Origin of the sequence: Pontibacter populi (assembly GCF_019336435.1) — a bacterium.
Lineage (GTDB): Bacteria > Bacteroidota > Bacteroidia > Cytophagales > Hymenobacteraceae > Pontibacter > Pontibacter humidus.
In genome coordinates this window covers 201,849-226,342 of record NZ_JAHWXQ010000004.1, presented here as the reverse complement: position 1 = coordinate 226,342, position 24,494 = coordinate 201,849, and the positions used below count along the sequence as shown (strand labels likewise).

The following is a 24,494-nucleotide window of genomic DNA, read 5'->3' as shown; positions in this document are numbered from 1 at the left end:
CATAATTTTTAATTTCTAATTTTTAATTCGGCTTGGCACAAGCCATTTCAGGATGTTAAAATTACAGAAAATAGGCCGGCTGCCCAAACTATAAACCGCCCATTTACCAACAGACTTACTAACAAAAAAGCAGCGGAAATAATCTCCGCTGCCTCTTTTAAATTTAAACTATAGTTTGTTTACGGACTATAGCGCTGTGCTGCTTTCTCTTCCTCAAGTTGTGGGTTTACTACAAAAAGTTTTCGTGTTGGATAAGCGAATTCGATGCCCCGTTCCTGAAACTCCTGGAAAATGCTGAGGTTAATGGCCTGCTTTATATCCATATGTTTGGCAAAATCAGAGGTGAGCACATTGTAAACCACTGCAAAGTTAAGGGCAGATTCTCCGTACGAAGCAAAATGTGCGCGGTCTAGCTCCACTAATTCATGCGCTGTGATGATCTTTTTTAGCAGGTCAGGAATGGCCTTCAGATTATCGATAGAAGTTTCATAGGCAACTCCAAGCGTAAACTCGACGCGCCGTCGTTGCTGTCGCTTATAGTTATGAATACGGGAACTTGTCAGGTCGCTGTTGGAGATGATCAGTTGCTCGCCGGTCAGGCTTCGGAGGCGTGTTGTTTTTACCCCGATGTGCTCTATCGTTCCGTTTTTATCGCCCACTGCAATAGAATCACCTACCTCAAAAGGTCTGTCCAGGAAGATGACGAAGTAGTTGAAAAGGTCGCCGAGAATGTTCTGGGCTGCCAGTGCCACTGCTATACCGCCAATTCCCAAACCGGCAATAATAGCCGTGAGGTCGTAGCCCATGTTATCAAACAAAAAGCCCAGCCCAATTCCCCAGATAACTAAGTTGATGATCAGCCCTATCGCCCCGATTTCGTTTACATGTGGTTTATCGGGGTATCTTCGTTTAATATAGGACCTTACAAGCAAGATCAGCGTGGATGTTATAAGCCGGATAACCATAAAAGTAATGGCAACCGTTGTGGCTACAGTTAAAATGCGCTCAGCTTTAGGTGAAAGGTTGAGATAGCTAATACCGGCATAGATAACTATAAAATGCAGTATGGGAATACCGAAACGGGAAAAGCTGTTGACTACAAAATTGTCGAAGCGGGTATGCGTACTTTCGGTCCAGCGTCTTAACCTGGTCAGTACTGATTTTCTGAAAACAGTGATGAGTAACGAGCCCAGCAGAATAAACCCTAAAACAATCAGGTATTCCTGAACCGTGTTATTAAAATATATGCGATCTAAAATGTCATTCATGAAATAATAAGTTTCTATAGTTGGCAACTATAGTTTGTGGTATATCAATTTAACTAAAACACGGAACCCCACATTTGGGTTTTAATAAAGTACCCATAGCCCGGTATTTCAATAACTCAGACTATAGTATTGTTCGTACGCTTTAGTTTGTACATTAACGGGCATAGAACTTAGAATTCAAGAATGGAAGTAGCGGAAAAGCCGGGTAAACTAGGCGGAATGTTCAGGGCCTTGCGTTATCGCAACTACAGGCTCTTTTTTATAGGACAGGGCATTTCACTTATCGGAACCTGGATGCAGCAGATCGCGCTTAGCTGGCTGGTATACCGTCTCACCGATTCTGTTTTTCTGCTGGGTGCAGTTACGTTCTCCAGCCAGATCCCTTCCTTTTTACTGGGTCCGTTTGCCGGTGTAATGGCCGATAAATTTGAGCGCCGGAAAGTGTTGGTTGTAACGCAGGCCCTCTCTATGGTGCAGGCCTCTACGCTGGCCGCACTGGTGCTTACCCAAACTATAGAAATATGGCATATACTTACGCTGAGTGCTGTTCTGGGCGTAATTAATGCGTTTGATGTTGCTACACGGCAGGCTTTTGTGGTGCAGATGGTAGAAAAAAGGGAGGACCTAAGTAATGGCATTGCGCTTAACTCTTCGTTGTTTAACATGGCCCGGCTCGTTGGCCCGTCTATTGCCGGTTTGCTGATCGCGGCCGTAGGCGAGGGGATGTGTATCCTGATAAATGCAGTCAGTTACATTGCCGTTATATCATCGTTGCTGCTCATGCGCCTGAAGCCGTTTGTGCCTGTAGAGAAAAAAGAAAAGGTATGGCGCTCCTTACAGGAAGGGTTTGGTTACGCGTACAATTTTCCTCCGATCCGGGCGCTTATCCTTATAGTTGGGCTACTCAGTTTATTCGGGATGCCGTTCAGCGTGCTGCTGCCCGTGTTCGCCCGTGATATTCTGCATGGTGGAGCTAATACGCTGGGTTTCCTGATGGGAGCTTCGGGAGTGGGAGCGCTTACAGGTGCTTTGTTCCTGGCGCAACGGAAGTCGGTACTGGGGCTGGGCAAAATCATCATTTTCACGATGCTGCTGTTTGGGTCGGCGCTTATTGCTTTCTCGTTTTCCAAGACGCTGATTATCTCGCTGCTGCTTATGTTGTTTGTCGGTTTCGGGATGATCGTATCGATGGCATCGTGTAATACGCTGCTGCAAACTATAGTTGATGAAGAGAAAAGGGGCCGGGTAATGAGCCTGTATGCTACTGCTTTTATGGGGATGGCGCCTATCGGAAGTATGCTGGCCAGTTCTGTAGCCGAGCTGATCGGGGTAAACTATACGTTGGCTGCCTGTGGACTTTTATGCGGGTTAAGTATTATTCCGTTTGCCATGAGATTAGGAAAGCTTCGTCAGATGGTGTGGCCAGTTTACCAGCGCCTGGGTATAGTTCCTGAAATTGCCACCGGCCTGCATACAGCCTCCACTTTAACTGCTCCACCCGAGGAAAGGTAGGTTGTAGTTGGTGGTTATTAGTTGTTAGTTTTTGGTTCATATAAAAGCATAAAGCCGACTTGTGGCCGGCTTTATGCTTGATTCATTGACTTGGATTGCTAATAACGAATAGCTAACAACCAGTAACTATTTTTTCTTGATAAGCAGTTTCTCGCCCGGCTTCACACTAAAGTCAGCTTTCTTGTTCCACTCCATCACCTCTTTTATAGTTACGCCATACGTGCGGGAGATCTTGTATAAGCTTTCGCCGGCCTCTACAGTGTGGTAAACATCTGACGTTATAGTCTGTACCGGAGTTGCTTCCGGGGCTGTTTCTTCAGTTGTCTGGTTGCCTGCCGGGGCTGCAACGCGCAGTTGCTGACCTATAGAAAGTACGCCTTCCGGTAAATTGTTCCATGCTTTCAGGTTATCTATAGTTACGTTATAACGCTTAGAGATACTCCATAAAGTTTCGCCGGTAGCTACAGTGTGCATGCCATCTGCCGGTAATGTTACTTCTACCGCTTCAGCTGCATCGGTAGGCTCAGGAAGCGCAACACCAGTTAATGGCTCTGCAATGATCAGTTCCTGACCAAGTTTAAGCGGACCTTCCGGTAGTTTGTTCCAGGAAGTAAGCTCAGCAACAGTTACGTTATACATTTTAGAGATGCCGTAAAGCGTTTCGCCTTTTGCCACCACGTGCTTCGCCGATTTGGTTGCTGGAGTAGCTTCTTCAGTTACTTCCTCAACCTCACTCTCAGGTATTGTTACCACTGCTTCCTTAACCGGCTCTGTTTTGGCAGGTGTAGTTGCTGGTTTTGCAGGCACAGCTGTTGTTTTAGCTGGTTCCTGTTTTGGTGTAGCGGTTGTTGTAGTAGCAGGCTTAGCTGTTGCTGCTGCAGGTTTAGCTGTGGCAGTTTCCTGTTTTGCAGGCGTTGCTGCTGGCTTTGCTGTAGTTGTAGAAGACTTTGCAGCTGTTCTGCTGCCCGGGTAAATAGCCTCGCGGGCTACCGGTGCGGCAGGCTGTTCCTCAACTATAGTATCATCTGTTTCTGTTGTTTCTTCGGCTTTAGCTACCTTTTCAGCTTCTAACTTCCTGAGTTCTTCAGGAGACATGTTTGTGCCCATTGCTCCGGTTTCTACTGTCGTTTCCTGCTTAGCCGGCGCCGTTTGCTTTTTATCTTTCTTAAAGCTGTTGATGAAACGGGTAAAGAAGTTTTCTTTCTGCTTTCCTGCAGTTTTTGTAGCAGTAGTTCGTTCAACAGGTTTCACTTCGCTGGCAGCCATTTCCTGCTTGGCGGCAGTTTGCTTGTCCAGGCTACGCACTTCCACTTCGGTAGTAAATGGTCTGCGTTTCTGTAACCATAGCACGCGGCCCGGAAGCGGCACCTCGTTATTCTTCATGCGGTTCTTAAACACCAGGTGCTTTAAACGGATACCATAGTGTTGCGAGATCATCTGCATGGTTTCGCCTGGCTGCACTACGTGGTATTCAGCCGCAGATGCATTGATATGCTTTGGCTCAATGTAATAAGCGGTTCCGGCCTCAATGTTATCGAAGCTGCGCAGGTCGTTATACTTCAGTAATTTACGTGTTGAGATGCCAGCCTGTAGGGCCAGTTTATCTTTTGTGTCGCCAGGGCGGGCTACCAGGGCATTTAAGCCATTGCGGTTAACCATGGCAGCTGCAGCAGCACTGGAATTCTGTTTGCTTGTGGAAGCAGGCAGTTTAGTGGTGTTGTCTGTTGATGCCAGCACCACACGCTCTGCGCCACGCACAGGCAGCATAACATAATAATCCTTGTCTGATGGTATAGTGCTGCCTAATAGCCATTTGTTGTATTTCTCTAGTTCGGCAAAGTCGGTTTTGTTGTCCAGGGCGATCTCCGCAAGGCTCTGGCCCGGCGTAGCGCGCAGGGGCTGTAAAGCAATTGCCGGCTTAGTGGTTTTACCTACAAAGTTCTCATAAGCAATTTTGTGCGCCAGGAAAGTTAGCAGGTAAGGATGTGTCTTCTCCGTAATCTCCATCTTCTTGGCGCCAATATCCGACGTTTTTGTTTCGGCTTTGGCACCACTATAGCCAAGGTAATACGACAGGATAGAATTGAACCAGTTGTTATAGTAGTTATTGCTGCGCTTAAAATATTTGGCTGCACCACGGCTGGCTTCCAGAATGTGCTTGCGCTCATCTATCACGTTATCCACGCGCAGGTTAAAGTCCGAAGCTGCCTCACGCTTAAACTGCCAGTAACCCACCGCATTTGATGTAGAAACAGCATCTCCAATCAAACCACTCTCCTGCATCGACAAGAATTTCAGGTCTGCCGGTACGCCTTCTTCTTTAAAAACCTGGTCGATCAGCGGGAAGTACGCATCTGCCAGCTCCACTTTTGCTTTAAAATAAGTTGGGTGCTTGTGCAGGGCATCCACTTTTTTCTGAATCTCCTGTTGTGCGCCATCTGTAAGGGTCAGGTGTATGTCTGCGAAATACACATTTTTAGGAACCGTTACGGCTTGTTGTGCCCAAACAAACAGGGGCAGAAACATTAAAATAAGAAGTGTAGAGAGTTGTCTCATAAAAGGTAATTATACTTTGGCTAAATGTATTCGGGCTATAGTTGCTGTTGAGGCAACCGGGAGTAAAGGGCTAAGTTATAGTTTGTTCTATATAGGAAAACCCATTTGCAAAAATAAAGCAAAAAGGACCGTATTCTAAAACTGTAGACTAAGTTTTTAATATAAAATAATTGCTAAATATAATTTATTGGTTCAGGCCGGTTTTATAGCAGGTTTGCCAGTTATTAGATTACCAGCAGTAATCTAATAACTGTAGTTGTGCTACCGGAAGTATAGAGGAGAGCTTACTTTTTACGGGCAACCAATAACCCGTCACGGACTGGTAGCAAAATGTTCTCAACACGGGCATCGTCGTGCACCTTTTTATTGAAAGCCAGTAGCGCAGCGGTGTCTTCGTCGAGCTTTTTGCGGTATTTGGAAAGCACTTTTCCGCTCCAGAGCACATTGTCGGCAATAATGTAACCACCCGGGCGTACTTTATCTAGTACCAGGTCATAGTAAGCAGCGTTGTTGATCTTATCGGCATCTATAAAAACCAGGTCCAGAGTGGCATCTATAGTTGGAATGATATCCAGGGCATTGCCGATGTAGTATTTTACCTGTTCCGTCAGGCCGGCTTCGTCAAAATAACCACGCACGCGGTCTTCCAGCTCTTCGTTGATATCTATAGTATGCAGCGTGCCGCCGGGTTGCAGCCCTTCGGCCAGGCAAAGCGCCGAGTAGCCGGTATAAGTTCCGATTTCCAGTATCTGCTTTGGCTGAATCATCTGCGAGAACATAGCCAATAAACGCCCCTGCAAATGCCCTGAAAGCATGCGCGGCTTCATCACACTCAGGTGCGTCTGGCGGTTTACTTTGCGCAACAGCTCACTTTCTGCACTTGTATGTTCTTCGGCATATTGCTGTAGTTCCTCGTCAATGAATTCCATCTTATTAATTGTTAAATTGTTGATGGTTAAATTGTTGCTCTTGTGTTTAGCAATTTAACCATTTAGCCATGAAGCCATTAATTCGGCACGTAATTCAGGAAGCTGAGTTGGTCTTCACGAAGCACATCATTAGCGATATCAACCAGGTGCCCTGAATCTATACTTTTGATTTTGTCGAAGATCTCGTTTAGTGGCTCTACTTTGCCTTGGTCGAGTATGCTTTTGCCCATCATCATCATCAGGCCCATATTGCTTTCTTCAGCCATGGCCAGCTGACCCATCAACTGTTCTTTAGCCGTGTGCAGTTGCAGAGAACCTAAAGGTTTTTCGCGTAGCTTTTTCATCTCTTTCAGTACCAGCGAAGTTGTACGTTTCAGCTGCTTCTTTTCGGTTCCGAAGTAGATAGAGAAGAGGCCGGTATCGATGTAAGTAGAGTAATTCGCATCAATTGTATAAACCAGTCCGTGCTTTTCGCGCACCGCCAGGTTCAGGCGGGAGTTCATACCCGGTCCGCCCAGTATATTTACCAGCATAAAGAATGGGATGCGGCGGTCGTCATTCAGCGCATAAGCCGGGCAACCGATCACGCAATGTGCCTGCGAAATAGATTTTTCTATCGTTATGGCTTTTGGCTCATACTTCAGGAACGGAACACGGTCGCGGTGTTTGGTTATAGTTGGTATGCCAGCCAGGTATTTCTCAGCCAGTTTCACCACCTTCTCGAACGGCCAGTTACTTACAGAGCAGAAAGCCAGCGTATCGGTGCTCAGGTTGCGGTCTATAAAGTTCAGGAAATCCTGCTTCATAAAGCCAGAAACACTTTCCTTGGAACCTAAGATGTTGTTGCCCAGCGGATGGCCGCTGAAAACCACATCGTCAAATTCGTCCACTATAGCATCTTCCGGTGTATCGAGGTACATCGACATTTCTTCCAGTATCACACCACGCTCTTTCTCGATCTCTTTCTCCGGGAAAATAGAACGGAAGGTAATATCAGTTAGCAGTTCGAAAGAACGCTCAAAGTGCTTGTCCAGCACCGAACTATAAAAACAGATCTTTTCCTTGGTAGTATAGGCATTCAGTTCGCCACCTACCGACTCCAGGCTGTTAATGATGTGAAAAGACTTACGTTTGGCAGTTCCCTTAAAAGCCATGTGCTCCCAGAAATGTGCCAGGCCCTGTTCCTGCGGAAGCTCGTCGCGGCTGCCAATATCCATAATAAACCCGCTATGAGCTATTTTGGTATGGCTTACCTGCTTATGAATGACACGGATGCCGTTTGGTAATGTATGAATATGATAATCAAGCATTCAGTTCAGAATTAGCCTGCAAAGGTACACGAAAGAGAGGTGACTTTAAAATTGCAATTTATATTGTTCTCTGTGTCAGGGTTATAGTTTGTAATTAGATTGTGTCTGGAGTTTTGTGAAATTAATCGTCGGATCGGAAATCGTCACTGTTCTATCGTTACTCTTTTGTCATTTCGAGCCTTAGCGAGAAATCTATCTCAGCTTATAGTTCGATTATTTACAGTTCTATAGTTTTAGACTGTACCATCCGAACCAAGCCGTCCTGTCAAATTTTCTATTATCCTGGGAGCTCTACAAATCTGTCGTTTCAATTTAGCTTTGGTGCCCTCATGGCCGGGAGGCCCCGTCTTCGGGCATCGCGCTGCGCGAATCTCTTTTGCTCGCTCACTCGCAATAGCTGCGGCACCGCAAATCTACAAGGCGCTCAACCCAAAGACTGAGAAGTTTCGCATAGCTACCAGCATCTATAGTTTGAACCGGTAAGCTTCGAAATTTATCGTGGCTATAGTTCTAAGGGGCAGGGAAACCTGTCCTGCTCGTGGGCTGTAACTATAAAAAAACCAGATTTCTCCCGTTGGTCGAAATGACAGTTCGAATAGCAATAGCAGAAAGTTCCCCTTTGAAGGGGGCAGGGGGATGACAAACCGCAACTAAAAAACTATAGGTCAAACTATAGCAGTAACAGAAAAAGCTCCCCTCCTTAAACAAGGAGGGGTGGGTTAATTCCTCTTAGATAAGACACTACCAAAACTATAAATCTAACCTCTCTCAGTCTACATAAATTATTGCATCGATTTTACTTATCAGCTAAATTACAATGCAGGAATAAACCGGTATAAAACAGCTGTATAAGTTATATTGCAATACAAACTATAGCAAAACTGTAACTTAAATTGCACTTTTATACGTATAAGGCACTTGCTGTTACAATTTGTAAGAGTTAAAATCTTAATACTATGAAAAGATCGAACAAAACATATGTAGGTTTAATATTGGCTGGTGCAATGAGTTTCTCTTTTGCTGCCGAAGCCGCAAACTATAACTTTACAGCACAAGGTAACCAGCCTGTACAGACACAACAAGGCAACCAGGGCGTACCTCAACTGGAGAAAGATCTGCTGGGGCCTTACGCTGAAATAAACAAGATCGCAGCAACTGATCTGCGCGAAGCATACATTATGCTTTTACAAAGCGTGCGTGATCGCCAGGATTCATTCACGGATGCTGAGTGGAACAAAGTGCAGGCGATTATGAAGAAACTGGATGCGCGCCGCAAAGTAGTTTCTAACGAATTGGGCAATGACGATAAAGCCAAGATAAAGCTGCTGCAGGGCGAGCTTCGTGCCCTTGAAACCAAGAAGGACATAAAGGACTAACTTTTAGTCAGTAGTTAAAAAGAAAGCCCGGCTATTATAATAGCCGGGCTTTCTTTTTATAGTATATCCTGTAGTTGGCTCAGGCAATGTATCTCATAAGTTGGCTTGGGGCTTAGTTTAGCCTTACTCTTCTCGGGGTTAAAGAAAACCTGATCTATGCCGGCGGCACGGGCACCATCAATATCACACTCCAGGTTGTCGCCAATCATCAGGCATTCTTCGGGCTTTACATTGATGCGCTCCAGGGCATGGTCAAACATACGCTTGTCCGGTTTTTTGTAACCGCAACACTCTGACGTAACTACTTCCTTAAAATACCCATGCAGGTTAGAAGCCGTCATTTTAATGGCCTGTACCTCTTTAAAGCCATTAGTTATAATGTGCAGACCATACTTTGGCTGCAGGTAAGCCAGCACTTCGTGGGTGTAAGGAAAAACAGCCGTTTTAGTAGGGCACAGATCAGTGTAAGCTTCTGACAAGCCCTCCGGAACCTGGTGAGCTTCCAGGCCAAGGCCGGTCAGGGTTTTTACAAAGCGCTGCTCGCGTAATTCCTGTTGGTTGATCTTGCCTTTGTTATACTGATCCCAGAGCAGGTTATTTACAAACTTGTACTTCTTGTAAAAAGAGGTGTTGTCGAATTTGTTAAAAGCAGCTAGTTCGTACTGGTCGAATAAAGTGTAAAGTGTTTCTTCGGAGTTCTTTTCAAAATCCCAAAGGGTATGGTCCAGGTCGAAGAGAATGTGGGTATATGTTTTCATATTAATTATCTAAGGGAGTTAAAGTAAAACGGACTGCCGCAGCCATTGTTCAGAAATTGCACCGATTTATAGTCGAACAGTTTGCGGACCTGCCGGTTTATACAATAAAAAAGAAGTGGTATAGTTATAGTTGAAGGGTTAAATGTTTGTCCAACGGCGGCTGTGTAGTTTATTAATAGCCAGTTCGCGATTCGAATACAATACCTGGTATGTTTCCTGGTCTTTTTGCAGCGTTATGTCGCGCTCCAGGTAACCGAAAATCTGGTTTATCAGGTCAGCGGCTTCATCCTTCAGCGAGTAATACACCCATTGGTCCAGTTTGCGGGGCGCAACAAGGCCTGCACTGCGCAGATAAGCAAGATGGCGCGATGTTTTGGTTTGCGTAAAATCAAGCACCTGTTCCAGGTCAGAGATGCACATTTCTTTATTGCGCAGAATCAGGCTCAGAATACGGACCCGCGACTCATCGGCGAGCGCTTTAAATACCTGTTCCCCGAACGCAAGACTGAAATGTTTTAATCGCATATTTATCTACCAACGCAAACAAAAATAGGCAAAAGCTGCTATAATAAAATAATATACCCTATAATTGTACTACATGAAGTCGTATTTAAAAGCTTTAGATAGCCACGTGAAGTTGTACAAAGTATTAGCAGCTACTATACTTGTTTTGCTTGCATTTGCCGCCACGCCCGAACAGGCAAAAGCGCAGGGCGGGCAGCGTGTGGTGCAGCTATCAGGGTTTGTTACCATCGGCGACAGCCTGTATGGAGTAAGCAATGTAAGCGTATATGTTCCCAAAACAGACCGCGGTGTGCAGACTAACCGCTATGGTTTCTTCTCGTTGCCGGTTTTAACCGGCGATACCGTTGTTTTCAGCGCGCTCGGCTATAAAAAGCAGACGCTGGTTATCCCTAGAACGTACCCGTCAAGCAGCTATTCCATTATTATGCAGATGCAGGAAGAGGCGATAGAACTGGCAGAGATACAGGTAATTCCATGGGCAACCGAGCGCGACTTTAAAGAGGCCGTTTTATCCCTAAAGCTACCCGACGAAGGCCGCTCTGCTGCCAATAAAAACGTAGACCCCGAACGCCTCAGAGAACTGTTTGCGACTGTGCCGATGGATGGAAATTCGAACTCCAAGGTGTTTAACCAGCACCAACAAATACAGGCTCAGAACCGATACTTAATACCAACTATAAGCCCGTTTGCCGTACTTAAGCTGATTGATATGCTGAGAAACGGCGAGTTTAAGAAAAAATAGATTTATAGTTTATAGATAGTAAACAGGTACATCCTGTTGTAGCTCTTTGCTTGCTGCTGTAGCTATTTTGCTCTCCTCTGTTATAGTTGCTTTATGGCTAAAGTAACTAACCAATGTCCGTTTCGTTAGTTGGCAATGTAGCTCGTACGTATGCTACTAAAGCATTACCATGCAACAAAGCACCTTTTTGCTGTTGCTAAAGCTAAACAAACGACATATGCTTCCTATAACAACCCTAACACTAAATATACCCGAAACCCGGAAACCGCGCGTTGTGATCATCGGCGGTGGATTTGGAGGAATAAACCTTGCTAAAAAACTGCGCGGCAAAAACTTCCAGGTCGTAATGTTTGATAAGCAAAACTACCACGGTTTCTGGCCGCTGCTTTACCAGGTAGCAACCGCAGGCCTGGAGCCAGACGCTATTGCAGAGCCACTGCGCAAACTCTTCAGCGCCGAAGATTACGATGATTTCTTTTTCCGGCTGGTACGGGTAACTCACATTGACCCTGTAGCCAAAGTTGTATCAACGCTTATCGGCGACCTGCCATACGACTACCTGGTTATAGCTACCGGTACCAAAACCAATTATTTCGGTAACGACCAGATCAAGAAATTCTCTTTCCCGCTTAAAAAGATTCCGGATGCATTGAACCTGCGTAGCCAGATGCTGCAATGCTTTGAGCAGGCCAACATGACCGGTGACCCGGAACTACGGCAAAACCTGATGAATTTTGTGATTGTAGGTGGAGGACCAACAGGGGTGGAGCTGGCCGGTGCACTGGCTGAAATGAAGAAACACGTGCTGCCTTACGATTACCCTGGCATGGATATCAGCAAAATGAACATTTACCTGGTTGAAGGGATGGATCGTTTGCTGCCACCGATGTCGCCGGAATCAAGCGAAAAGACATATAAATATCTCAAGGACCTCGGGGTAAATATTATCCTTAACACCTTAGTGGAGTCTTACGATGGCGATAAGGCAGTGCTCAAAAACGGAGATCAGATAGGTACAAATACCCTGATCTGGGCAGCTGGTGTATCAGGCGCGTTAATAGATGGTCTGCCACCTGAGACAATGGAACGCGGTCGTATTCTGGTAAATGAGCACAATCAGGTCCTGGGTTTTAACGACCTTTTCGCAATCGGTGATATTGCCTTTATGAAAACGGATAAATGGCCGAAAGGACATCCGGGTGTAGCGCAACCTGCCATACAGCAGGGCCAGTTATTAGCAAAAAACCTGCAACGCCTGCAGAACAAAGAGCAGTTGGAACCATTCGAATATACGGATAAAGGATCCCTGGCAATTATTGGTCGTAACCGCGCTGTGGCAGATCTGCCGGGCAACCTGCACTTCGGAGGATTTTTCGCATGGGTTGTCTGGCTGTTTGTGCACGTGATGGCACTGGTTGGTTTCCGGAATAAGCTTGTGGTGCTGAGTAACTGGGTTTACAGGTTCTTCACATACGAGAACGGAACCCGCCTCATCATTCGCCCCTACGTCCGGAAAGGAGACAAGATCAAACAGCGATTTTTTGATAAGTATAATGCAGAGGAATAACAAACGGGCAGCACTGAAAAGTGCTGCCCGTTTTGTTTGGAGTGGGTTTGTCTGAATCAGGATTTTCAGGATTCCTAATGACCTAGCAATGTGCGCAGCTCCTGCTAGTGTCTGAGCTATAGTTGATTTACTTCTCTTTTGTCATTTCGAACGCAGAGAGAAATCTATCTCAGCTTATAGTTGAGGTTGATTGCTACAGGCTATAGTTCTATAGTTTGCTATTATACAATTAGAACCAAGCCTTCCTTTTATAGCTGCTTTTCATCCTGGGAGCTCTAATCACCTACTGTTCTATAGTTAGCTTTGGTGCCCTCACGGCCGGGAGGCCCCGTCTTCGAGCATCGCGCTGCTGCTTTCTTGCTACCCTCGCTTTGCTCGGGCTGCCTGGCGGCACCGCAACAAAGCAAAGGCGCTCAACCCAAAGACTGTGATCAGTTCGATAGCTTATTTATAGTTTGATTTGAAAAGTTAAGCTTCTAGCTTTATCGTGTTGATAGTTCCGAAGGGACAGGTAAACCTGCCCTTTTTGTGGACGGTAACTATAGAACGGTACCTCAAACTATAGCAGTAGACGCAATTCCCCTCTTGGGAGGGGTAGGGGTGGGTTAAAACTCCAACTATACCAAAGACCCATCCTGAAAATCCTGATTCAGACAATTCCCGTCCCTATCGGGCCAGTTGAGTCAGGAGACTCAACACCATAATAAGTCAAGAGCGAAGACGCTCGCGCCAGCAGTACAAACAATGAACTACAACTAATCATAAAACCTGAAAGCTTAATTCACCCAAACAAAAAAGCCTTCGGAAATCATCCGAAGGCTTTTAAACTATAAACTATAGATCTTAGCGACCTGAGTTAGTATTGGTATTTTGCGTTGCGTTCTGGCGCTGCATAGGGTTTGGCTGGTTACGTTGCTGCTGCTGGAAAATCTCGAAGCGGCTAGGTGCCACTTTACGTGGGAAATAGTTGTTAGACAGATCCGTATCAGCTGTTTGTAGCATTGGGTCGAGCTCGAAGTTTACAACTGGCTTTTCAGTTACGAATACCTTCGTTATCTCTTCGTTGTTGTAGCGCCACACTTCTGCTGGTACGTTCACTATTTCATTTGTGCCATCTTCATACGTCATCTTCACGATGAGCGGCATTACCAAACCACCCAGGTTTTTGAAACCAACTTCATAGAAATTAAGGCCTGAATCAAGCATTTCCTTCTGTTTTGGAGTTAACCCGCTCAGGAAGCTTTGGTGACGCTGCTTGTCTGCGGCTGTTACTGCCAGCTCATCGTAGCTATTATAAAAGTCGTTCAGTTCAGGGCGCAGTTCTACGCGGGTTTTTTTGATGTCCTGCAGGTTGCGCTGTTGCGACAAGGTTTGTGGCGCTTTGTTCTGCTCGGTACGTTTCTGAGCGCTTACAAATTCCGGGTTCTGCGAATCAATCGTAAACCATTTCACACCCTCAATCGAGATGTCAGTATGATCGGTTGTATAAAACCAGCCTCTCCAGAACCAGTCAAGGTCTACGCCTGAAGCATCTTCCATCGTTCTGAAAAAGTCTGCCGGCATCGGATGTTTGAATGCCCAGCGCTGCGAATATTCTTTAAAAGCATAGTCGAAGAGCTCGCGGCCCATTATAGTTTCGCGAAGGATGTTAAGTGCTGTAGCCGGTTTACCGTAAGCGTTGTTACCAAACTGTAACACAGACTCAGAGTTGGTCATAATCGGCACCTGTGTGTTCTTGGCGCTCTTCATATACTCTACTATGTCAGCAGGTTCTCCGCGGCGCGATGGGTAATTACGTTCCCATTCCTGCTCTGACAGGTATTGCATAAAGGTGTTCAGGCCTTCATCCATCCACGTCCACTGGCGCTCATCCGAGTTAATGATCATCGGGAAGAAGTTATGGCCTACTTCGTGAATGATAACAGAGATCAAACCATACTTGGTACGGTCGGAGTAAGTGCCATCTGGCTCCGGGCGGTAACCGTTAAACGACAGCATCGGGTACTCCATGCCGCCTACCGGCCCATGCACCGAAATAGCTACCGGGTAAGGGTAATCTATCGTGTGCTTGGAGTAAACTTCCAGGGTATGTGCCACCGACTGCGTAGAGTATTTGCCCCAAAGCGGATTTCCTTCTTTAGGATAATACGACATAGCCAATACGTTTTTACCGGCTACCTTCACGTTCATGGCATCCCAGATAAATTTACGGGAGCTGGCCCATGCAAAGTCACGCACATCTTTGGCTGAGTAAACCCAGGTCTTTTTGCCTTTGGCTTTGCTTTTTTCGGCTTGGGTAGCTTCTTCCTGAGTTACAACCACCACCGGCTTATCAGCTTTGGCGGCTTGTGCCCAGCGTTTTTGTTGAGTTGAGGTAAGTACCTGGCTGGCATTCTGTAGCTCACCGGTAGCACCAACTATATGGTCGGCAGGTACGGTAATGCTTACTTTATAGTCGCCGAAAGGCAAGGCAAACTCGCCGCTGCCCAGGAATTGCTTATGCTGCCAACCATTTACGTCATCATACACGGCCATACGCGGGAACCACTGCGCCATTTCGTACAGGTAGTTACCATCTTCCGGGAAAAACTCATATCCTGAGCGACCACCTAATGTTAGTTGGTTGTTGATGTTATGATTCCAGTCAATGCTGAAGGTAAAGCTTTGTTTTGGCTTCAGGTCAGAAGGCAAGTCAATACGCATCATTGTGTTGTTGATGGTGTATTTCAGGGCTTTGCCATTGCGGTCTTTTACTGTTCTGATCTTAAAGCCACCATCAAACTTCTCACGCGTCATGTACTCCACGGCCTGCAATGGCATCTTATCATTAAGCGCGCCGGTGCGGGTTGAGTTTGCCATCGAGTTTGGCTCGTAGATGTTCTGGTCCAGCTGCAGCCACAGGTAGGTCAGTACGTCGGGCGAGTTGTTGGTGTAGGTTATAGTTTCGGAGCCGTTTATGGATTGGTTTTCGTCGTTCAGCTCAACTTTGATGTTATAGTCTGCACGTTGTTGCCAGTACTGGTGGCCCGGAGCGCCAGATGCCGAACGGTAAGTGTTTGGCGTAGGAAGCTCCTGCTGCAACTGCTTAAATTTAGACTGATCGGTGTTACTCTGCGCCATAGTTGCCATTGGTGCAGCTGCTAATCCGAAAAAGACTAAACCTGTGAGTAGGTTTTTCATTCTGAAGTAAGGTGAGTTAAGGTTAGTATAGTTGGTTGTATAAGGTAAAGTCTGTTAAAAGATATTGGTTTCCATCATCAAAATCAAGGAGATACCTGCTACTGCACTGGAAAGTACTATTATCCAGTCGCGACGTTTGGCACTGAACAGATTCAGCATCAAGAAAGCGGCGATCAGCAGCAGAAACACGATCAGTAGCTGGCCCAGCTCAATGCCAACATTAAAGGCCAGTAGCTGTAACCACGTATCACTGTTTCGGCCTAAAAGCGATTTCAGGTAATTCGAGAAGCCCATGCCGTGTACCAGCCCAAAGAAAACAGCCATTAGATTGTGCATCGAAAAGATGGTGTGTTGCTTGCTGGCAGCACCTTTCAATTTAAAAAAGTTGGTAACGCAGGTAATAAAGATAGTTACAGGAATAAGGAACTCGATCAGGCCGGTATCAAACTTTATAATGTTGAAGGTAGACAAAGCCAGCGTAATAGAGTGACCAATGGTGAAGCTCGTAACCAGTGCAAGTACTTTTCGCCAGTCTCCTAAGGTATAAATGGCGCATAGGGCAAACAGGAAGAGCATGTGGTCATAGGCTTTCAGGTTAAAAATATGGTGGAAGCCCAGCTCCATGTAGGTGAAAAATACAGACGACAAAGTTGTTTAAGTATAGGTTATAGTATAAGCTAAGCGGTAAATTACATGTTTAAACTTTTGCATGCAATAGGAAGGCGCAGGGATGACATTACAGAATAGAACAAGCGGATAAATTATCTGAAATAAAGGGTAGGATCGTCTGAAAATTATTACCTTTTGTCCATGTTACGGCACCTCGGAAATCGCAGAAATTTCAGGCACAACATTCGGTTGGCAGCTATACTTTGCCTTACCGCCGGGTTTGTTAACATTGCCGGGCTGCTTGCTTTTGCAGTACTCACCACCAATGTAACCGGCCATGTCGCATACTTTGCCGAAAGCATGGCGCAAGGCGATCTGAGAGCAGTCCGGATTATTGGGTTGTGGATGTTCCTTTTTCTGCTGGGCGCTTTTACATCCAGTTTTATAGTTGGGCGTGTTGGGCGCGACCAGGTATTTGCCTACACAATTCCTATCTTCATCGAGATTGCGATTCTACTGCTGAATAGTATTTACGGGCACAAATACGATGGCAGTATATGGATGCGCAAGGTTTTTGCGGGCAGTCTGCTTTTTGCCATGGGCCTGCAGAATGCCATGGTTTCTATGATATCAGGCTCCGTAGTGCGTACAACGCACCTTACAGGTATTTTTACTGATCTCGGAATAGACTTGGCAGCGGCCACCTTGCCTGAGAATTTACGAAAGCCCGGGTTGCAGAAACGTATCGTACTTCGGTTGGTTATCATACTTTTCTTTCTGGCAGGAGCTATTGCCGGAGGCTATAGTTACACTGTATTGCAGCATTACACTTTCCTGATTCCGGCCGGGCTGCTTATAGTTGCTATGTTTTATGACATATCGCGGGTACGCATCATAAAACTATGGCGGCACTTGCGGACCCGGTAACTATAGATAAGTTAAAAAAAAGCAGCGCCGGCAAACAGAAATTTGCCGGCCCTGCTTTTATATAGTTTATAGTTAATCTACTGTGTCTTCAATGTTGGTGGCCATCTCGTAATGTGAGCGCAATGTTGGAATTGCCTTAAGTGCGAAATCTTTTACAGCCGGGTTTGTTGCATTCATACTTTTGGCTTCAAACATAGCTATATCATTTTTATGAGCTGTTTCCATCAGGTCCATATACTTTTCGTCGTAGCCTGTGCCGTTATAGTTGGTTAGCTCATCTATCATTTTCTGATGCATGGGCATAACTACATTCGATGCCGTTACTCCTGCCTGTGAAGCAGCAGCCTGCAGCTCCTGGCTACTCTTTCTGTGATGGTCCACAATCATCTGTGCAAACTCTTTTACTTTCGCATCAGTGGCCTTTTGTAGTGCCATGTTGCTTAGTTGTACTTCCATAGCGTTGCTGCTTGCTGCCGTTGATATAAAAGTAGCATCGTCCATGTTTGTCATGGTTACAGCAGCGCCAGTGGTGGTTTCTGTAGTTGTGGTTGTTGTTTCATTACCGGTAGCCATATCATTGCCGGTAGCAGCGTCAGTTGTTTCCGTAGTGGTATCAGTGGTTGTATCCGTTGTTGTATCGGAGCTTGTGCACGCTGCACCTGCCAGTAAGGCTCCCACAGCAAATAAGAATAAAGTTTTTTTCATAGTTTTTGAGTAAGATGTTAAAAATCAGATATTTATACGACTGGTGGATGCGGGGGTTAATATTTTAATGAGCGAGATACTTTGGTATCTTAAAGTAGGCTCTAAAACCTTTATGTATTAGTTCAATTGATTACTACTTTGTAGTTATGATACATCATTCAAAATTGTAGTCAATAATCTCTTTCAAACAACTTATTAAAATAAAAGAGCGGTTTTTAACCGCTCTTTTGTAATTACATTGTTGCTAAAATTTCGGCCTTTTTGGCATCAAATTCTTCTTGAGATAAAATTCCGCTGTCTAACAGAGTTTTCATCTTTTGTAATTTCGTAATAGGATCATCTGTTGTCTGACTTGCAGATGAACTGCTAGGTGTATTAATAACAATTCCTCCACCTGCAACCGCACGCTTATCTTCAAGTTCACGCTGTCTACGCTCTTCTTTCTTTGTTTCCTCCATTTCCTGTGCAAAGCGATATAAGGTTCTAGCTTGTGTTTTCGGTATATCTTCCATGCAGTCTAGGATTCCACTTGTAGTCTTAACTGTAATAGTAGCTGAAAATACACCTTCCTTCATATGAACATCTGCAACATTAAGCCATGAATAATCTTTAAAGTCAAGACTTAAGCCAAATGACTTAGGTCTGATCATTATTACACGTTTATTGGTCAATGCAATACAATCAGGAGAAAAGTTTAGCCCAAGTTTATTCTTCTGTACAGCTATGTATTGTATTTCCTCATTAGAAGTACAAAAGCTCTGAACCTTAGGGAGAACTTTCTCAATTACTTTAGGGTCTTGTTCTTCAGATGTTAAATCTTTAATTGATAGCATAAGTAGTTTATATAGTTTGTTTTATTTAATGCATTCCTATTCTAATTTCCAGATAGGATTTAAGTATATTGTATTGACAATATAAGCATTTCGCAATATATTTTCATTCTATTTTTAAAACGAATAAATAAATAGTTAAAATTATTAATTAGATAAAAAACAAAAAGCCTCACCAAACGGTGAGGCTTTTTACTAAACTAAACCTTAAACTTATACTTATTCTCCGGTCGGGATCTCTACGTCCACATTGTTGAATTGTATCTTGCCGTTTTCGAGCACAGCTTCCACTACTGAATCTTTGCTTATAGTTCCGGCCAGGATCTCTTTCGATAACTCATTCAGTACTTGGCGCTGCAGCACACGCTTCAGTGGTCGGGCACCAAACTGCGGATCGTAGCCTTGTTCGCCCAGGTAATCCAGCACTTCATCAGTCGCGATAAGTCGGATACCGGCTTCGTCCAGGCGATCCTGGATGTGGCCGAACTGTATGGTAACGATCTTGCGGATATCGCCACGGCTCAGTGGACGGAACATAACCAGTTCATCAATTCGGTTCAGGAACTCGGGCCTTACCGATTTCTTCAGTAGCTCAAATACTTCATCCTTGGTACGCTCGATTACCTCATCGTGGTTGATCTCATCCATCAGCTCAAAATTGCTCTGGATAATATGCGACCCGATGTTAGAGGTCATGATGATGATCGTGTTCTTAAAATTCACTACACGACCTTTACTATCGGTTAGTCGGCCATCGTCCAACACCTGCAACAGAATGTTGAACACATCCGGGTGAGCTTTTTCTATCTCATCCAGCAATACTACTGAGTATGGCTTGCGGCGTACAGCTTCTGTTAACTGGCCACCCTCGTCGTAACCCACATAGCCCGGAGGCGCTCCGATCATACGGCTTACAGCATGGCGCTCCTGGTACTCACTCATATCAATACGCACCATCGCGTTCTCATCGTTAAACAGGTAATCGGCCAGCGCTTTGGCAAGCTCGGTTTTACCCACACCGGTTGTACCCAAGAAAATGAATGAACCGATCGGCCGTTTCGGGTCTTGCATACCGGCACGGCTGCGGCGCACGGCATCCGAAATAGCTTCTATCGCTTCTTCCTGACCAGCTACGCGTTTGCCCAGTTCTTGCTCTAAGTGCAGCAGCTTTTCACGATCCGATTGCAGCATTTTACTCACCGGCACGCCCGTCCATTTGGCTACCACTTCGGCAATGTCTTCAGAATTCACTTCTTCCTTCAGCATCGGGTTTTCGCCCTGCATCTGGTGTACCTGCTCCTGTAGTTCTTTGAGCTTTGCTTCCGCTTCCTGAATCTTGCCATAGCGCAACTCCGCTACGCGGCCATAGTCACCGCTGCGTTCGGCCTGTTCGGCTTCCAGCTTATAGTTCTCTATATTTTCTTTCTCTTTCTGGATGCCTTCAATGATCTGTTTTTCGTTCTGCCACTTGGCTTTCAGATCATCGCGCTTCGTCGAAAGGTCTGCAATTTCTTTTGAAAGGATCGTTTCCTTGTCCTTGTCATTTTCACGACGGATAGCTTCGCGCTCAATTTCCAGTTGCATAATGCGGCGCTGAATTTCGTCCAGCTCTACCGGAAGCGAGTCGATTTCGATACGCAGTTTTGCAGCCGCTTCATCCATCAGGTCAATCGCCTTGTCCGGTAAAAAACGATCTGTAATGTAACGGCTTGATAATTCTACCGCAGCAATAATAGCATCGTCTTTAATGCGCACCCCGTGATGCACTTCGTATTTATCTTTGATACCGCGAAGTATGGAAATGGCATCCTGCACGCTTGGCTCATCTACCATCACCGCCTGGAAACGTCGCTCTAGCGCTTTATCTTTCTCGATATACTTCTGGTATTCCTTCAGAGTAGTGGCACCGATGGCATGCAGCTCACCACGCGCCAAAGCCGGTTTTAAAAGGTTGGCAGCATCCATGGCACTTTCGCCACCCGCACCGGCACCTATCAGCGTGTGAATCTCGTCGATGAAGAGGACGATGTCGCCTTCCGCATCCACCACTTCTTTAATTACTGCTTTCAGTCGCTCTTCAAACTCTCCTTTATACTTGGCACCTGCTACCAATAAGCCCATATCCAGGCTCATCAGCGTCTTGTTTTTCAGGTTTTCCGGCACGTCACCAGATACGATCCGTTGCGCCAGGCCTTCCACTATAGCTGTTTTACCTACACCAGGCTCGCCCAGCAGTACCGGGTTGTTCTTGGTACGACGGCTCAGAATCTGCAGTACGCGGCGAATCTCTTCATCGCGTCCAATTACCGGGTCGATCTTGCCACTACGTGCCATCTCGTTCAGGTCGCGGGCGTAGCGCTTGAGGGAGTTGTACTTTGCTTCGGCGTTCTGGTCCGTAACTTTGGCACCACCGCGCAGTTCTTTAATGGCTTTCTTAAGGTCTTTTTCGTTAAAACCAACATCCTTCATTACCCCGGCCACACGGTCACGGCCAGCCAGAATACCCAGCAGCATGTGCTCTATTGCTACATATTCATCGCCAAACTCTTTCAGGTAAGAAGTCGCTTTCTGCAGGGCAGTATTCGCATCATTTGCCAGGTAAGGACTACCGCCACTCACTTTCGGGTAGCCAGCCACGATCTCGTCGAGCTTGGTATGCAGGATGTTGCCGTTGATGTTCAGTTTCTGGAGCAGGAAGTTAGTTACGTTCTCGTCTGTCTCCAGTATTGCTTTTAAAATGTGCCCTGTCTCGATAGCCTGCTGCTGGTTGCCGCCTGCTATCTCAGTCGCCTTTTGTATGGCTTCCTGGGCTTTAATGGTATAGTTATTAAAATTCATATCGCTTTGCCTGTTTTCCTATAGTTATTGTTCTACGAGGTACTCAGCAAAGGGTAAACCAATAGCACTATAGTAGGATTTTGCTGAAATTTTGACAGGATGAGTTGTTCTAAAAGTGCGTATTAGAGACAGAATGGCAGAAGTCGAAATGCAGGTGTACTAAAACAGCCAAAGGCAGCACAACTGGCTGCCTTTGGCTGTAAAAATCAAACATAACCTTTTCTATTCTGTTAATTGTAGTTCCACTGTTACCCGTAGCTCATCTTCTACTTTAAACAAACCGCCCATTTTTTTGGGTGTGGCTAAGCCTATTTCAGAGAAGTTCAGGCAGATGTTGCTTTTCAGGTTGTTTACGCCCTTGGCTACACAGCTGGTAAAGCTCACGTTCTGCAGCGGAATTGTTTTACCTGCTACTAATAGATTCAGGTTGCCTTTGTATCCTTTGCCTTCGCGCTTCAGGTAAACTACCTCAATTCTGGTGTAAGGATGCTGGCCAACATTCAGTGCTTTTGCAAAATCCCTGTTCAGCAGTACGTTTCCACAGTCGAACTCTTTAACGGGTATGGCCAGTTTCAGCCTTTCTACCCGTGGAATCTGTGTGTTAAGTAAAAGTGTATCTTTCTGGCTGCTGCTGCTGGTGTAAGCACAGTTTATAGTGCCTAGTGAAGTGGCTGCTGCTACAGTTATTTTATTTCCTGAGATCACAACAAACTCTTTTTTTTCAGGCAGTACCATTGTACTCAGCATGGATACAGCAACCAGAAGGATACGAACAGGTAACATGGTTTTAAGTGTTAGAAAGATATGGCACCTTCGATCATGAATCCATTGAACTCGCCGCCGTTGCGGATATCAGAAGGAGCGAAACCTTTGTACTGTTGTTTTACATACTCAGCTTTGGCAAGGATATTTTTGGTTACAAACCAGCCACCGCCTACCTGCACTCTGCTCAGGTTCACTTCGTTGTTCTGCACATTCGGAGTTGCTGCTAGTGGTGCAAGGCGTCCTTCTACCACGTTGTAGCGTCCTGCTACGTACAGGTTTTCGTTGCTGCCGAATCTGTAAACCAGGTCTGTTCCCAGTTGTCTCCAGGTACGGTCTGTTGGTTCGTCGTTTGCACCTAATCTGCCTTTACCTTTTGCCTGCTCAAAGTTACCGAAGAACTCCAGGCCGTGGAACTTCACGAATGGGTTGATAACCATGGCGGTGATGCTGTTGGTAAGGCCCGGGTTAATATGACCTGAAGTGAAGTGCGTAGCAGGTGTTACCGCTGCGCCGCTTGCCACTTTAGCAGGGTCCATTACCAGGAAGTAACGTGAACCGGCACGGTCGCCACCGTAGAGTGTGTTTCGCACAGAGCCTGCAGTTGTATACACAGAGCCTGTTAATCTTACTCTCAGGTCGTCTTTTATCTGGCTGTCGTAGCCTAATTTACCGATGAAAGAAGGCTTGCGCTGGTCCGGATTCTGGATACCACCTTGTACTTCGCCACCTGTAACAGAACCTACTGCCAGGAAGCCTTTGTATTGGTAGATCACTTCTGCACCGATCTCTGTTGTGAAGGCATCCATGATGTAGTTGCCAACAAACGGGTTCTGCAGGGCATGGGCGTTATCTGTTCTGCGGAAGTGGGCATCACCATAGTTGATCTCCATGTGACCTACTTTCAGGGTGATGTTCTTCATCAGTTTATCTACCAGCGGGCTGTTCAGGAACTCAGCTTTATCAACCTGAATAAAACCACCTTTTACCCAGGCCTCAGAGTGGTGTCTTGATGACAGGTAAGTAACCAGGTTCAGTCGGATACCATCTGCAAGCGCCACGTCCAGGTTAAGGTTGGCAGAGGCCAGGTTAAAACCGTTTTCGATAGGCATCAGCTGGTTCAGGTTTACTTCGTTGCCGCCTTGCTGCTGCATCTGGGCTGTTGCCGTATTCTTGTGTTGCAAGCCCTGGAACTGCTGTGCAAAGCCACCACCAAGTCTCACTTTTATGCCATCGAAGGCAATCGTGTCTTTTTTAGGTGTCTCGAATGTATTCAGACCTCTTTTATCGTAAGGTCGTGCGTATGGCAGGTCAGATAAGGTGATCTGCGCAAAAGAGCTTATGCTTAATCCAAGCAACAGGCCCAGTGAAAGTGTAATCTTTTTCATGATGATCGGTGTTTAAGTTCTTTAGTTTTTTGTGTAAGTTGATGTCTGCTGGAAGCTTACCTTGAAGAGAAGTTTAAGCTCGTTGCCTGTTTTTACAGTGCCTAAAAGTGCAGTTGGTGGTTTAATTCCGAATTCTGTGAATTTGATGTTTGCTTCACCTGCCATCTGTACCAGACCTGATTTTGTGCCTGTTTCCACGTTAAAGGTTACTGGCTTGGTAGTGCCGGCTATAGTTAAGTTGCCTATGGCCTGGGCGCGGTTATTATCCAGAACACGGAAAGAGGTCAGGGTAAACGCGATATCAGGAAACTTACTTGCTTTCAGCGACTCGTAAGCAAGGGCATCCATTTTGTCTGTGCCACTCTTAATAGACTGGGTCTTCATAGTTACAGAAGCAGACTTCACGTTTTTAAGTGTGTTGCCTTCCAGTATCATTTCGGCTTTGCCCTGGACCTGTGCCGATGTCATTTCCCAGTCGTGCAGGGTAGAGGTGCCCTTTACTTTAAGTTCGGGCTTGCCGGCCAGCTTATATTGGTCCTGGGCTAGAAGTGTATTGCCAAAGCTTAGTCCTAAAAGGAGGCTAAACATGCTTAGCAGTTTTATGGAGCTAAAAATTTTCATGATACAAAGCGTTAAAGGTTATTACTGTTTGTGTTATTTCTATAATGCAAAGCTATAGCAGCGCGCCTCCGCAGAGTATGACGTTGCGCAG

At 45.7% G+C, this 24,494-nt stretch carries 19 protein-coding genes; 5 read left to right on the top strand and 14 right to left on the bottom strand.

Features of this window, described 5'->3' with window-relative positions; all coding sequences use genetic code 11:
* Positions 1–179 precede the first annotated feature (179 nt).
* A complete protein-coding gene (locus KYK27_RS14810) occupies positions 180–1,268 on the bottom strand; it encodes a mechanosensitive ion channel family protein (RefSeq protein ID WP_199110944.1) in 1,089 nt (362 codons plus the stop codon).
* Positions 1,269–1,451: 183 nt separating this feature from the next.
* Here KYK27_RS14810 and KYK27_RS14805 point away from each other — a divergent pair, with 183 nt between their 5' ends.
* Positions 1,452–2,780, top strand: a complete 1,329-nt coding sequence (locus KYK27_RS14805) for an MFS transporter (protein ID WP_199110942.1) — start codon at positions 1,452–1,454, stop codon at positions 2,778–2,780.
* 126 nt (positions 2,781–2,906) lie between these two features.
* Here the strand turns inward: KYK27_RS14805 and KYK27_RS14800 are convergent, their stop codons facing one another.
* The 3 genes from KYK27_RS14800 to KYK27_RS14790 all read right to left on the bottom strand — a co-directional run bounded on the left by KYK27_RS14800 (position 2,907) and on the right by KYK27_RS14790 (position 7,575).
* The gene (locus tag KYK27_RS14800) at positions 2,907–5,336 is read right to left on the bottom strand and encodes a LysM peptidoglycan-binding domain-containing protein (RefSeq protein ID WP_199110940.1); all 2,430 of its coding nucleotides are present in this window, start codon (positions 5,334–5,336) and stop codon (positions 2,907–2,909) included.
* Between the two features lie 284 nt (positions 5,337–5,620).
* Positions 5,621–6,265 carry an O-methyltransferase gene (locus KYK27_RS14795; RefSeq protein WP_199110939.1) on the bottom strand — a complete coding sequence of 215 codons (645 nt, stop codon included), beginning with the start codon at positions 6,263–6,265 and terminating at the stop codon, positions 5,621–5,623.
* A gap of 77 nt (positions 6,266–6,342) precedes the next feature.
* Positions 6,343–7,575: a M16 family metallopeptidase gene (locus tag KYK27_RS14790; RefSeq protein ID WP_199110937.1), complete on the bottom strand. Its 1,233-nt coding sequence runs from the start codon at positions 7,573–7,575 to the stop codon at positions 6,343–6,345.
* Between the two features lie 956 nt (positions 7,576–8,531).
* On the opposite strand from KYK27_RS14790, the gene KYK27_RS14785 reads away from it, so the two are divergent.
* Positions 8,532–8,951: a hypothetical protein gene (locus KYK27_RS14785; RefSeq protein ID WP_199110935.1), complete on the top strand. Its 420-nt coding sequence runs from the start codon at positions 8,532–8,534 to the stop codon at positions 8,949–8,951.
* A 56-nt stretch (positions 8,952–9,007) separates the two neighbouring features.
* On the opposite strand, the gene KYK27_RS14780 is transcribed toward KYK27_RS14785, so the two are convergent.
* Together KYK27_RS14780 and KYK27_RS14775 are read right to left on the bottom strand one after the other, a co-directional pair.
* Entirely contained in the window at positions 9,008–9,709 is a 702-nt protein-coding gene (locus KYK27_RS14780; protein WP_199110934.1) for a YjjG family noncanonical pyrimidine nucleotidase, read from the bottom strand.
* 138 nt (positions 9,710–9,847) lie between these two features.
* A complete protein-coding gene (locus tag KYK27_RS14775; RefSeq protein ID WP_199110932.1) occupies positions 9,848–10,234 on the bottom strand; it encodes an ArsR/SmtB family transcription factor in 387 nt (128 codons plus the stop codon).
* Positions 10,235–10,307: 73 nt separating this feature from the next.
* On the opposite strand from KYK27_RS14775, the gene KYK27_RS14770 reads away from it, so the two are divergent.
* The gene (locus tag KYK27_RS14770; protein WP_199110930.1) at positions 10,308–10,976 is read left to right on the top strand and encodes a carboxypeptidase-like regulatory domain-containing protein; all 669 of its coding nucleotides are present in this window, start codon (positions 10,308–10,310) and stop codon (positions 10,974–10,976) included.
* 217 nt (positions 10,977–11,193) lie between these two features.
* On the top strand, positions 11,194–12,543 hold the full coding sequence (locus tag KYK27_RS14765) for an NAD(P)/FAD-dependent oxidoreductase (RefSeq protein WP_199110928.1): 1,350 nt from the start codon (positions 11,194–11,196) through the stop codon (positions 12,541–12,543).
* 843 nt (positions 12,544–13,386) lie between these two features.
* On the opposite strand, the gene KYK27_RS14760 is transcribed toward KYK27_RS14765, so the two are convergent.
* Positions 13,387–15,723 carry a M1 family metallopeptidase gene (locus KYK27_RS14760; RefSeq protein ID WP_199110926.1) on the bottom strand — a complete coding sequence of 779 codons (2,337 nt, stop codon included), beginning with the start codon at positions 15,721–15,723 and terminating at the stop codon, positions 13,387–13,389.
* Positions 15,724–15,777: 54 nt separating this feature from the next.
* A complete protein-coding gene (locus KYK27_RS14755; protein ID WP_199110924.1) occupies positions 15,778–16,371 on the bottom strand; it encodes a HupE/UreJ family protein in 594 nt (197 codons plus the stop codon).
* A gap of 162 nt (positions 16,372–16,533) precedes the next feature.
* On the opposite strand from KYK27_RS14755, the gene KYK27_RS14750 reads away from it, so the two are divergent.
* A complete protein-coding gene (locus KYK27_RS14750) occupies positions 16,534–17,259 on the top strand; it encodes a YoaK family protein (protein WP_199110922.1) in 726 nt (241 codons plus the stop codon).
* A gap of 72 nt (positions 17,260–17,331) precedes the next feature.
* Here the strand turns inward: KYK27_RS14750 and KYK27_RS14745 are convergent, their stop codons facing one another.
* The 6 genes from KYK27_RS14745 to KYK27_RS14720 all read right to left on the bottom strand — a co-directional run bounded on the left by KYK27_RS14745 (position 17,332) and on the right by KYK27_RS14720 (position 24,370).
* Positions 17,332–17,964: a DUF4142 domain-containing protein gene (locus KYK27_RS14745; protein WP_199110921.1), complete on the bottom strand. Its 633-nt coding sequence runs from the start codon at positions 17,962–17,964 to the stop codon at positions 17,332–17,334.
* A gap of 233 nt (positions 17,965–18,197) precedes the next feature.
* Positions 18,198–18,797 carry a PH domain-containing protein gene (locus KYK27_RS14740; RefSeq protein WP_199111127.1) on the bottom strand — a complete coding sequence of 200 codons (600 nt, stop codon included), beginning with the start codon at positions 18,795–18,797 and terminating at the stop codon, positions 18,198–18,200.
* A gap of 216 nt (positions 18,798–19,013) precedes the next feature.
* Entirely contained in the window at positions 19,014–21,632 is a 2,619-nt protein-coding gene (clpB, locus tag KYK27_RS14735; RefSeq protein ID WP_199110919.1) for an ATP-dependent chaperone ClpB, read from the bottom strand.
* A gap of 222 nt (positions 21,633–21,854) precedes the next feature.
* Positions 21,855–22,415, bottom strand: a complete 561-nt coding sequence (locus tag KYK27_RS14730) for a hypothetical protein (protein ID WP_199110917.1) — start codon at positions 22,413–22,415, stop codon at positions 21,855–21,857.
* Between the two features lie 11 nt (positions 22,416–22,426).
* The gene (locus KYK27_RS14725; RefSeq protein WP_199110916.1) at positions 22,427–23,782 is read right to left on the bottom strand and encodes a hypothetical protein; all 1,356 of its coding nucleotides are present in this window, start codon (positions 23,780–23,782) and stop codon (positions 22,427–22,429) included.
* A gap of 21 nt (positions 23,783–23,803) precedes the next feature.
* On the bottom strand, positions 23,804–24,370 hold the full coding sequence (locus KYK27_RS14720; protein ID WP_199110914.1) for a YceI family protein: 567 nt from the start codon (positions 24,368–24,370) through the stop codon (positions 23,804–23,806).
* Between the last annotated feature and the right edge of the window lie 124 nt (positions 24,371–24,494).

Bases quoted from the DNA above. Each gene is read 5' to 3' on its own strand.
- KYK27_RS14810 (WP_199110944.1), bottom strand. From the start codon at position 1,268: ATGAATGACATTTTAGATCGCATATATTTTAATAACACGGTTCAGGAA.
- KYK27_RS14805 (WP_199110942.1), top strand. From the start codon at position 1,452: ATGGAAGTAGCGGAAAAGCCGGGTAAACTAGGCGGAATGTTCAGGGCC.
- KYK27_RS14800 (WP_199110940.1), bottom strand. From the start codon at position 5,336: ATGAGACAACTCTCTACACTTCTTATTTTAATGTTTCTGCCCCTGTTT.
- KYK27_RS14795 (WP_199110939.1), bottom strand. From the start codon at position 6,265: ATGGAATTCATTGACGAGGAACTACAGCAATATGCCGAAGAACATACA.
- KYK27_RS14790 (WP_199110937.1), bottom strand. From the start codon at position 7,575: ATGCTTGATTATCATATTCATACATTACCAAACGGCATCCGTGTCATT.
- KYK27_RS14785 (WP_199110935.1), top strand. From the start codon at position 8,532: ATGAAAAGATCGAACAAAACATATGTAGGTTTAATATTGGCTGGTGCA.
- KYK27_RS14780 (WP_199110934.1), bottom strand. From the start codon at position 9,709: ATGAAAACATATACCCACATTCTCTTCGACCTGGACCATACCCTTTGG.
- KYK27_RS14775 (WP_199110932.1), bottom strand. From the start codon at position 10,234: ATGCGATTAAAACATTTCAGTCTTGCGTTCGGGGAACAGGTATTTAAA.
- KYK27_RS14770 (WP_199110930.1), top strand. From the start codon at position 10,308: ATGAAGTCGTATTTAAAAGCTTTAGATAGCCACGTGAAGTTGTACAAA.
- KYK27_RS14765 (WP_199110928.1), top strand. From the start codon at position 11,194: ATGCTTCCTATAACAACCCTAACACTAAATATACCCGAAACCCGGAAA.
- KYK27_RS14760 (WP_199110926.1), bottom strand. From the start codon at position 15,723: ATGAAAAACCTACTCACAGGTTTAGTCTTTTTCGGATTAGCAGCTGCA.
- KYK27_RS14750 (WP_199110922.1), top strand. From the start codon at position 16,534: ATGTTACGGCACCTCGGAAATCGCAGAAATTTCAGGCACAACATTCGG.
- KYK27_RS14745 (WP_199110921.1), bottom strand. From the start codon at position 17,964: ATGAAAAAAACTTTATTCTTATTTGCTGTGGGAGCCTTACTGGCAGGT.
- KYK27_RS14740 (WP_199111127.1), bottom strand. From the start codon at position 18,797: ATGCTATCAATTAAAGATTTAACATCTGAAGAACAAGACCCTAAAGTA.
- clpB (WP_199110919.1), bottom strand. From the start codon at position 21,632: ATGAATTTTAATAACTATACCATTAAAGCCCAGGAAGCCATACAAAAG.
- KYK27_RS14730 (WP_199110917.1), bottom strand. From the start codon at position 22,415: ATGTTACCTGTTCGTATCCTTCTGGTTGCTGTATCCATGCTGAGTACA.
- KYK27_RS14725 (WP_199110916.1), bottom strand. From the start codon at position 23,782: ATGAAAAAGATTACACTTTCACTGGGCCTGTTGCTTGGATTAAGCATA.
- KYK27_RS14720 (WP_199110914.1), bottom strand. From the start codon at position 24,370: ATGTTTAGCCTCCTTTTAGGACTAAGCTTTGGCAATACACTTCTAGCC.